General features: G+C 53.7%; 1 protein-coding gene. It reads left to right on the top strand.

Annotated elements, in window-relative coordinates; all coding sequences use genetic code 11:
* Nucleotides 1-43 precede the first annotated feature (43 nt).
* The coding region (locus AACP56_RS17900; protein WP_339339079.1) for a RagB/SusD family nutrient uptake outer membrane protein at nucleotides 44-667 on the top strand (624 nt) is incomplete at its 3' end.

The following is a 667-nucleotide window of genomic DNA, read 5'->3' as shown; positions in this document are numbered from 1 at the left end:
TGGTACGGGAAGACCGGGAGGAGGCCCAGAGACCAAGTCACAGTTGAACATCAACACGGCCTATGGCCTCTTGGCAAGGACGGCCCTATCGAAAGGGGACTGGCAGGCAGCTGCCGATGCAGCCGTAGAAGCACGACAAGGGTTTCCAATAATGAACGAGGAAGATTGGCTATCAGGCTTCAACACCAACAGCCTATCAGAGGTCATCTGGGGGAGCAACGTGATTGCCGCCGAGACCACGTTCTTCCGTTCCTATTTTTACCTGATGAGCAACACCTTCAACGGGAGCCAGATAAGGAACAACACCAAGATAGCGGACAGAAGATTGGTCGATGCCATTCCGGCAACGGACTACAGGAACAAGGTATTTTTGCCCACCGCACCAAATACCAATTCATCTGCGGCCAATGGCCAAGGGGGTTTTGGGAACGACCCGAACTATACGGACGAGGCCGTTTTTGATGCCGCGGTGGACTCCATAAATGAAGTCTACGGTATCACCACCCGCTTCAACCTGCACCCCTACATGCACTTCAAGATGAAGAATGCCAACCCAGGGTCCATAGATCCCGATGATGTCATCTACATGCGTTCTTCTGAGATGTACCTCATAGAGGCCGAGGCAAAGGCCATGATGGGCGACATCCCTGGGGCACAGGAGGCCCTT

Origin of the sequence: Croceitalea sp. MTPC6, from assembly GCF_036985525.1 — a bacterium.
Lineage (GTDB): Bacteria > Bacteroidota > Bacteroidia > Flavobacteriales > Flavobacteriaceae > Croceitalea.
The sequence above is the reverse complement of the archived record's forward strand: the minus strand, read 5'-3'. Positions and strand labels throughout refer to the sequence as shown.